The organism is Nonomuraea sp. NPDC050383 (assembly GCF_044459125.1).
Lineage (GTDB): Bacteria > Actinomycetota > Actinomycetes > Streptosporangiales > Streptosporangiaceae > Nonomuraea.
Map to the genome: position 1 here is coordinate 1 of NZ_JBITIP010000038.1, position 6925 is coordinate 6925.

6 protein-coding genes and 1 tRNA gene are annotated in these 6925 nt (G+C 69.9%); 5 read left to right on the forward strand and 2 right to left on the reverse strand.

From position 1 onward, the window contains the following. The first annotated feature begins 179 nt into the window (after positions 1–179). Both ACIBG4_RS42270 and ACIBG4_RS42275 read left to right on the forward strand, forming a co-directional pair. Positions 180–1181: an ArsA-related P-loop ATPase gene (locus tag ACIBG4_RS42270; protein ID WP_397208295.1), complete on the forward strand. Its 1002-nt coding sequence runs from the start codon at positions 180–182 to the stop codon at positions 1179–1181. Further along, positions 1178–2326 (forward strand): ArsA family ATPase, encoded by a 1149-nt coding sequence (locus tag ACIBG4_RS42275; RefSeq protein WP_397208297.1) that lies wholly within the window; start codon positions 1178–1180, stop codon positions 2324–2326. The genes ACIBG4_RS42270 and ACIBG4_RS42275 overlap by 4 nt, the downstream gene beginning before the upstream one ends. Before the next feature lie 39 nt (positions 2327–2365). On the opposite strand, the gene ACIBG4_RS42280 is transcribed toward ACIBG4_RS42275, so the two are convergent. Continuing rightward, positions 2366–2662 carry a WhiB family transcriptional regulator gene (locus ACIBG4_RS42280; protein WP_148036282.1) on the reverse strand — a complete coding sequence of 99 codons (297 nt, stop codon included), beginning with the start codon at positions 2660–2662 and terminating at the stop codon, positions 2366–2368. 242 nt (positions 2663–2904) lie between these two features. Between ACIBG4_RS42280 and ACIBG4_RS42285 the strand changes: the two genes are divergently transcribed. Continuing rightward, positions 2905–5190, forward strand: coding sequence for a transglycosylase domain-containing protein (locus tag ACIBG4_RS42285; RefSeq protein WP_397208299.1), 2286 nt, complete (start codon positions 2905–2907; stop codon positions 5188–5190). A 113-nt stretch (positions 5191–5303) separates the two neighbouring features. On the opposite strand, the gene ACIBG4_RS42290 is transcribed toward ACIBG4_RS42285, so the two are convergent. Next, positions 5304–5759, reverse strand: coding sequence for a GatB/YqeY domain-containing protein (locus ACIBG4_RS42290; protein ID WP_310707343.1), 456 nt, complete (start codon positions 5757–5759; stop codon positions 5304–5306). A gap of 89 nt (positions 5760–5848) precedes the next feature. On the opposite strand from ACIBG4_RS42290, the gene ACIBG4_RS42295 reads away from it, so the two are divergent. After that, a complete protein-coding gene (locus ACIBG4_RS42295) occupies positions 5849–6712 on the forward strand; it encodes a metallophosphoesterase (RefSeq protein WP_310707532.1) in 864 nt (287 codons plus the stop codon). Positions 6713–6803: 91 nt separating this feature from the next. Beyond that, positions 6804–6877: transfer RNA gene (locus tag ACIBG4_RS42300), tRNA-Pro, on the forward strand. Positions 6878–6925 lie beyond the last annotated feature (48 nt).

A 6925-nucleotide genomic window follows, 5' to 3' on the forward strand; every position in this document is an offset into this window, starting at 1 on the left:
GTGTTGTTGTGGGCTCCCGCCGGGGGGTGTTTGTGAACTCGTTTGTTTTGGGGGGGGGGGGGGGGGGGGGTGGGGGGGGGGGGGGGGGGCCCCCCCCCCCCCCCCCCCCACCGCAGTGTGAGCAATCTCAAACGGTGGTCGTGGGCTGGCCGCAAGTGACCGTTCGGTAGCCTCGAATCGTGGAGTCTCGGGACACCGATTGGGACGGCGTGCGGCTGCACGTCGTCACCGGCAAGGGCGGCACCGGCAAGACCACGGTCGCCGCGGCCCTCGCTCTCGCCCTCGCCTCCGGTGGCCGTAAGGTGCTGCTGGTCGAGGTCGAGGGCCGTCAGGGCATCGCGCAGATCTTCGATCTGCCGCCCCTGCCGTACGAGGAGCGCAAGATCGCCGTCGCCCCCTCGGGGGGCGACGTCTACGCGCTGTCCATCGACCCCGAGGAGGCCATGCTCGAATACATGGAGATGTTCTACGGGATGCGCCGGGCCGGCCGGGCGCTGACCAAGATGGGCGTCGTCGACTTCGCCACCACCGTCGCCCCCGGCTTCCGCGACGTGCTCGTCACGGGCAAGACCACCGAGGCCGTGCGCAGGCGCGGGAAGAACGGCAAGCGGGTGTACGACGCGGTCGTGCTGGACGCCCCGCCGACGGGCCGCATCACCCGCTTCCTGAACGTCACCCAGGAGGTGGCGGGCCTGGCCAAGGTCGGGCCGATCAAGAACCACTCCGACCTGGTCAGCGGCGTCGTGAAGTCCCCGGAGACGGCGGTCCACTTCGTCACCCTGCTGGAGGAGATGCCCGTGCAGGAGACGCTCGACGGCGTCGCCGAGCTGCGGGAGGCCGGCCTGCCCGCCGGCGGCGTCTTCATCAACATGGTGCAGGAGTCCCAGCTCCCCGGGTCCGCCCTTGACAAGGCTGTCAAGGGCAGGTTCGACGTCGCCGAGCTGGCGCTGGGCCTCAAGGCGGCCGGGCTGGCCGACGGGACCGACGCCGCGTCCGTGGCCGAGGCCCTGGCCGACGAGGTCGTCGAGTACGCCCGCCGCGCCGCGCTCGAACACGACGAGCGCGCGTCGCTGGCCGAGGTGGCGCTGCCGAGCTACGACCTGCCGCTGCTCGCCGACGGCGTCGACCTGGCCGGCCTGTACGAGCTGGCCGAGAGCATCCGCACCCAGGGAGCAGCGTGAAGGACGTGAAGAGGGGCCCGGCGAAGCCCGCCCCCCTCGACATCGACGCGATCATCGACGATCCCGGCACCCGGATCATCGTCTGCTGCGGCGCCGGCGGCGTGGGCAAGACCACCACGGCCGCCGCTTTGGGGCTGCGCGCCGCCGAGCGCGGCCGCTGCGCGGTCGTGCTCACGGTCGACCCGGCCAGGCGGCTCGCCCAGTCGATGGGGCTCACCGAGCTGGACAACACGCCCCGGCTGGTCAGCTCGCCCGAGGGCGGCGGCCAGCTCTACGCCATGATGCTCGACATGAAGCGGACGTTCGACGAGATCATCGAGGCGCACGCCGACCCGGAGCGCGCCCGGCAGATCCTGTCCAACCCCTTCTACCAGTCGCTGTCCTCCAGCTTCTCCGGCACGCAGGAGTACATGGCGATGGAGAAGCTCGGTCAGCTCCGCCGCTCCGACGAGTGGGATCTGATCATCGTGGACACGCCGCCGTCCCGCTCCGCGCTCGACTTCCTGGACGCGCCCGAACGGCTCGGCAGGTTCCTCGACGGCAGGTTCATCCGGCTGCTGACCGCCCCGGCCAAGGCCGGCGGGCGCAGCGCGTTCAAGCTGCTCAACGCCGGGTTCGGGCTGGTGGCCGGGGCCATGACCAAGCTGCTCGGCGCGCAGGTGCTCAAGGACCTGCAGACGTTCGTCTCGGCGCTCGACGCCGTCTTCGGCGGCTTCCGGCAGCGCGCCGAGCTGACGTACAAGCTGCTGCAGGCGCCCGGCACCGCGTTCCTGGTGGTGGCGACGCCCGAGCGTGACGCGATGCGCGAGGCGTCGTACTTCGTGGAGCGGCTGGCCGAGGAGCGCATGCCCCTCGCCGGCCTGGTGGTGAACCGGGTCCACGACACGCCCGCGAACGGCCTGTCCGCGGCCCGCAGCGCCGCCGCGGCCGAGGACCTGGAGTCGCGTGGCGAGCACGAGCTGACCGCCGCCGTACTGCGGCTGCACACCGGCAGGATGCAACTCGTGGCCCGCGAGCACCGGGAGCGGGAGCACTTCGTCTCCGCGCATCCCACGGTGCCGGTCGTCCAGGTCCGCGCCATGTCCGAGGACGTCCACGATCTCACGGGTCTGCGCCAGATCGGAGAGCTCCTGGCGAGCGCATGAGTACGGCCGGCGTGGTACGCCGGCCGTACTCCGGGCAGCTCAGCCCGCGATCAGCTCATTGGTGCGTTCGTACTCTTCCTTGGCGGACTCGAGCAGCTCTCGCCACGAGTCCACGTCAGGCCGTCGCCGTAGCAGTGCCCGGCGTTCCCGCTCGGTCATACCGCCCCACACCCCGAACTCGATGCGGTTGTCCAGCGCATCGGCGAGGCATTCGGTACGGACCGGGCATCCTCGGCAGATCAGCTTGGCCCTGTTCTGGGCGGCACCCTGGACGAACAGCGCGTCCGGGTCCGCACCACGACAGGCGGCACGGGAGGTCCAATCCGTGATCCACATTTTCGACCCCACTCCCCTTAGGTGGTCAGTCGTCATTTGGGGCCGACGGGCGCGGGCGCCGAGCCTCCGTATTCAGTTGCCGCAGAGGAGAACGTACGCAACGAGACGTTCGGGCCGACAGACCCCAGAGGACCAATTTCTCGCCGCCCCGTTGACCGGGAATGACTAGTCACCCCCGTCAGTCAAGGCGAAATGGTGCCGAGTTACCGATAAGGTCACCCTTTCGACGTACCCTGGATGCTGTGCAAGCTCAGGGTAAAGATCATTCCTCGCCGTTCGTGAACATCGTGCGCCTGATAGCCGCCGGTGCGGCCGCGGGCGTGCTGACGGCAGCCATCGCGCTGCCGGCGGTAGGTGGCGCGGGCGTCACCGCGAACACGGCGATGAAGGAGATCAACCTCAAGCCGGAGAATCTCGAAGAGCCTCCGCTGCCCGAGCGCACCACCCTGCACGACACCAACGGCAAGCAGATCGCCCAGTTCTACTTCGAGAACCGCCAGTCGGTGTCGCTGGACAAGGTCGCGCCGATCATGCAGACGGCGCTGATCTCGATCGAGGACTTCCGCTTCTACCAGCACGGCCCCATCGACGTCGAGGGCACCGCACGCGCGCTGGTCAAGAACATGACGACCGGCGGCGTCACCCAGGGCGGCTCGTCGATCACCCAGCAGTACGTCAAGCAGGTGCTGGTCAACGCGGCCGAGACGCCCGAGGAGCAGCAGGCGGCCATCGCCCCGACCGTGTCGCGCAAGCTCAACGAGCTGCGCTACGCGATGGCGATGGAGAAGAAGTACTCCAAGAACCAGATCCTGGAGAAGTACCTCAACATCGCGTACTTCGGCGCCGGCGCCCACGGCGTCCAGGCCGCGGCCAGGAGGTTCTTCGACAAGCCCGCCTCCGAGCTCAACCTCGTCCAGGCCGCCACCCTGGCCGGCGCCGTGCAGAACCCGGCGCGCACCGACCCGAGCGTCGGCAAGAAGGCCCAGAAGGCGCTCGTCGACCGGCGCAACACGGTGCTCGACCGGATGGCCCAGCTCGGCAAGATCACGCCGCAGGAGGCGGCTGAGGCCAAGACCAAGAAGCTCGGCTACAAGGGCATCGCGGCACCGGGCGGCTGCGAGGAGAGCAAGTACCCGTACTTCTGCCTCTACGTCCAGAACGAGATCCTGAACAACGAGAGCTTCGGCAAGACCCCGCAGGAGCGCCTGAAGCTGCTCCAGCGCGGCGGCCTCAAGATCAAGACCACGATCGACCCGAAGATGCAGGCGGCCGCCGAGAAGGCGATCAAGCAGTACGTCAGCACCAAGGACAAGCCCGCCGCCTCGCAGGCGATGATCGTGCCGGGCACGGGCGAGATCAAGGCCATGGCCGCCTCCCGCAAGTTCGGCGGGAACAAGAAGAAGAACGAGGTCAGCTACAACATCGTCGCCGACGCCAAGCACGGCGGCGGCGTCGGCTTCCAGCAGGGCTCGACTGCCAAGGCGTACACGCTGGCCACGGCCCTGGAGGAGGGCTACAAGTACGGCGACGGCTTCCCGTCGCCGGCCGGCTACAGGGCTCCCAGCTTCGGCTCGTTCCGCGACTGCAAGGGCAACCGGGTCGGCGACCCCAGCCACGAGGTGCACAACTCCAGCGAGGGCGGCGGCGGCTTCAAGACCCTGCAGACCGGCACGTGGGGCTCGGTCAACACGTTCTTCATGAAGCTGGAGGAGCGGGTCGGCCTGTGCAAGGTGGTCGAGCTGGCCAAGCGGCTCGGCCTCAAGCGCGCCGACAGCGGCAGGCTGGGCGAGTACGAGACCTTCACCCTCGGCATCAACGAGGTCGACCCGGTCACGGTGGCCAACAGCTACGCCGTCTTCGCCTCCCGCGGCCAGTACTGCAAGCCGCTCGCCATCACCGAGATCACCGACCGGTACGGCAAGGTCAAGCAGTTCAAGCCGAAGTGCTCGAAGGTCATGGACCCGGAGGTCGCCGACGCCGTCAGCGGCATCCTGTCCGGCGTGTTCACCAAGGGCACGATGCAGGAGGTCGGCGGCATCGGCCGTGACGCCGCCGGCAAGACCGGCACCACCGACGACTACACCGCCGCCTGGTTCGCCGGCTACACGCCGAACCTGGCCAGCGCGGTCAGCCTCGGCGATCTGCGCGGCGCGTTCAAGCACAAGCTGATCGGCGTCACCATCGGCGGGCGGTACTACTCCTACGTGTACGGCGCGACGATCTCCGGCCGCATCTGGAAGACGGCCATGCTGGGGGCGCTCAAGGGCGTGGAGGCCGCCGACTTCAACCCGGTCAACCAGGAGCGCTTCGGCGGCTGCGGCGAGAACTGCGCGCCCAAGCCGAAGAAGAAGCGGGACGAGGGGCCGCCGGACGTCCTCGACCAGCTGCGCGACCAGTTCGACAACCCCGACGACCATGGCGACCAGGGCAACGGCCGGCGGCGCGGCCGCGGCGGCGAGACCGCCCCGGCCGACACGAGGACGGGCCCGATCACCATCACCGAGGACCAGCTGAGGCGCGGACGCTGACCTCGGCGCCACACTGATCTCACCTGAGGCCTCCGCTCCCGCGGAGGCCTCTCCCGTCACCCGGCCGCCCGCCACTGAGCCGGCGCTGCTGGGCCGACGCTGCTGGGCCGGCTTTACTGGGCCAAGCGGGCGCGGACCGCGGCGGCCACGCGGCCGCCCTCGGCCCGCCCGGCGACCTTCGGGTTGACCGCCTTCATGACCTGCCCCATCGCCTGCGGACCGGCCGCGCCCGTCTCCGCGACGGCCTCCGCGACGAGCGCCTGGAGCTCCTCGTCGGTGAGCTGCGCGGGCAGGTACTCCTCCAGCACCGCCATCTCGGCCAGCTCGGCGTCGGCCTGCTCGTCCCGCCCCGCGCCGCGGAACGCCTCCGCCGCCTCGCGCCGCTTCTTGGCCTCCTTGGTCAGCACCTTGACGACCTCGTCGTCGGAGAGCTCCCTGGCCTCCTTGCCGGCGACCTCCTCGACGTTCACCGCGGCCAGGGCCATCCGAACCGTCCGGAGACGTACCTCGTCCCGGCTCTTCAACGAGGCCGTCAGATCGGCCTTCAGCTTGTCCTTCAATGCGCTCATGACGTCCATCTTGCCGTCTGGCCGGACAGCACGTGCCCGTTGTCGGGCATCATGAGTACGTGAGGAAAGCCGTCGCTGTGCCCCTGTCCATGCTCGGTCTCGGCCTGGCCGGGCTGGGTTACGCCTCCGTCGTCGAGCGCAACTGGTTCCGGCTGCGCCGCTTCGACGTGCCGGTCCTGGAGCGCGGCCGGCGACCGGTGCGCATTCTCCACCTGTCGGACCTCCACCTGACGCCGCGCCGCGACATGCTCATCAACTGGGTGCGCTCGCTCGGGTCGCTGGAGCCGGACCTCGTCGTCAACACCGGCGACTCGATCGCCCACCCCGACGCGGTCCCCTCGCTGCTGCACGCCCTGGAGCCGCTGCTGTCACGCCCGGGCCTGTTCGTCTACGGCTCCAACGACCTGTACGCGCCGAAGCCGAAGAACCCGGTCCGCTACCTGTGGCGCACCTCCAAGAACGACCGCAGGCAGCACATCCCGTCGCTGCCGTGGGAGGAGCTGGGCGCCGGCATGGCCGCCGAGGGCTGGCTCGACATGAACAACACCACGGCCCGGATCAAGGTCGGCGACCTCGACGTGGCGGTGGCGGGCATCCACGACTCCCACATCGACCTCGACCGCTACGACCGGGTGGCGGGCCCGGCCCCGGCCGACGCCGACCTGCGGCTCGGCGTCATGCACTCGCCGGAGCCGCGCAACATGACCCGCTTCGCCGCCGACGGCTACCAGCTCCTGCTGGCCGGCCACACGCACGGCGGCCAGCTCTGCGTCCCCTTCTACGGCGCGCTGGTCACCAACTGCGGCATCGACCGGGCCCGCGTCAAGGGCCTGAGCCGGCACGACTCGGCCTGGCTGCACGTCTCCGCCGGTCTGGGCACCTCGCCGTACGCCCCGGCCCGCTTCGCCTGCTTCCCGGAGGCGTCCCTGCTCACCCTCGTCCCGCGCCGCTGACCCACCGCCCACGGGGCTCCGGCGGCGACGGCGTCACAAGCACCCGCGAAGTCCGCTAGACTTTCCCAAGCACGCGCAAGACGGTGTGCACCGGGGTGTAGCGCAGCTTGGCAGCGCGCTTCGTTCGGGACGAAGAGGTCGTGGGTTCAAATCCCGCCACCCCGACCCGCAGGTGAAAGGCCCTTTCCGGGGAGATCCGGGAAGGGCCTTTTT

What these genes read in the sequence shown, in the direction of transcription:
- ACIBG4_RS42280 (WP_148036282.1), bottom strand. Translation starts at nt 2,662, where the DNA reads ATGTGGATCACGGATTGGACCTCCCGTGCCGCCTGTCGTGGTGCGGAC.
- ACIBG4_RS42290 (WP_310707343.1), bottom strand. Translation starts at nt 5,759, where the DNA reads ATGAGCGCATTGAAGGACAAGCTGAAGGCCGATCTGACGGCCTCGTTG.
- ACIBG4_RS42295 (WP_310707532.1), top strand. Translation starts at nt 5,849, where the DNA reads ATGCTCGGTCTCGGCCTGGCCGGGCTGGGTTACGCCTCCGTCGTCGAG.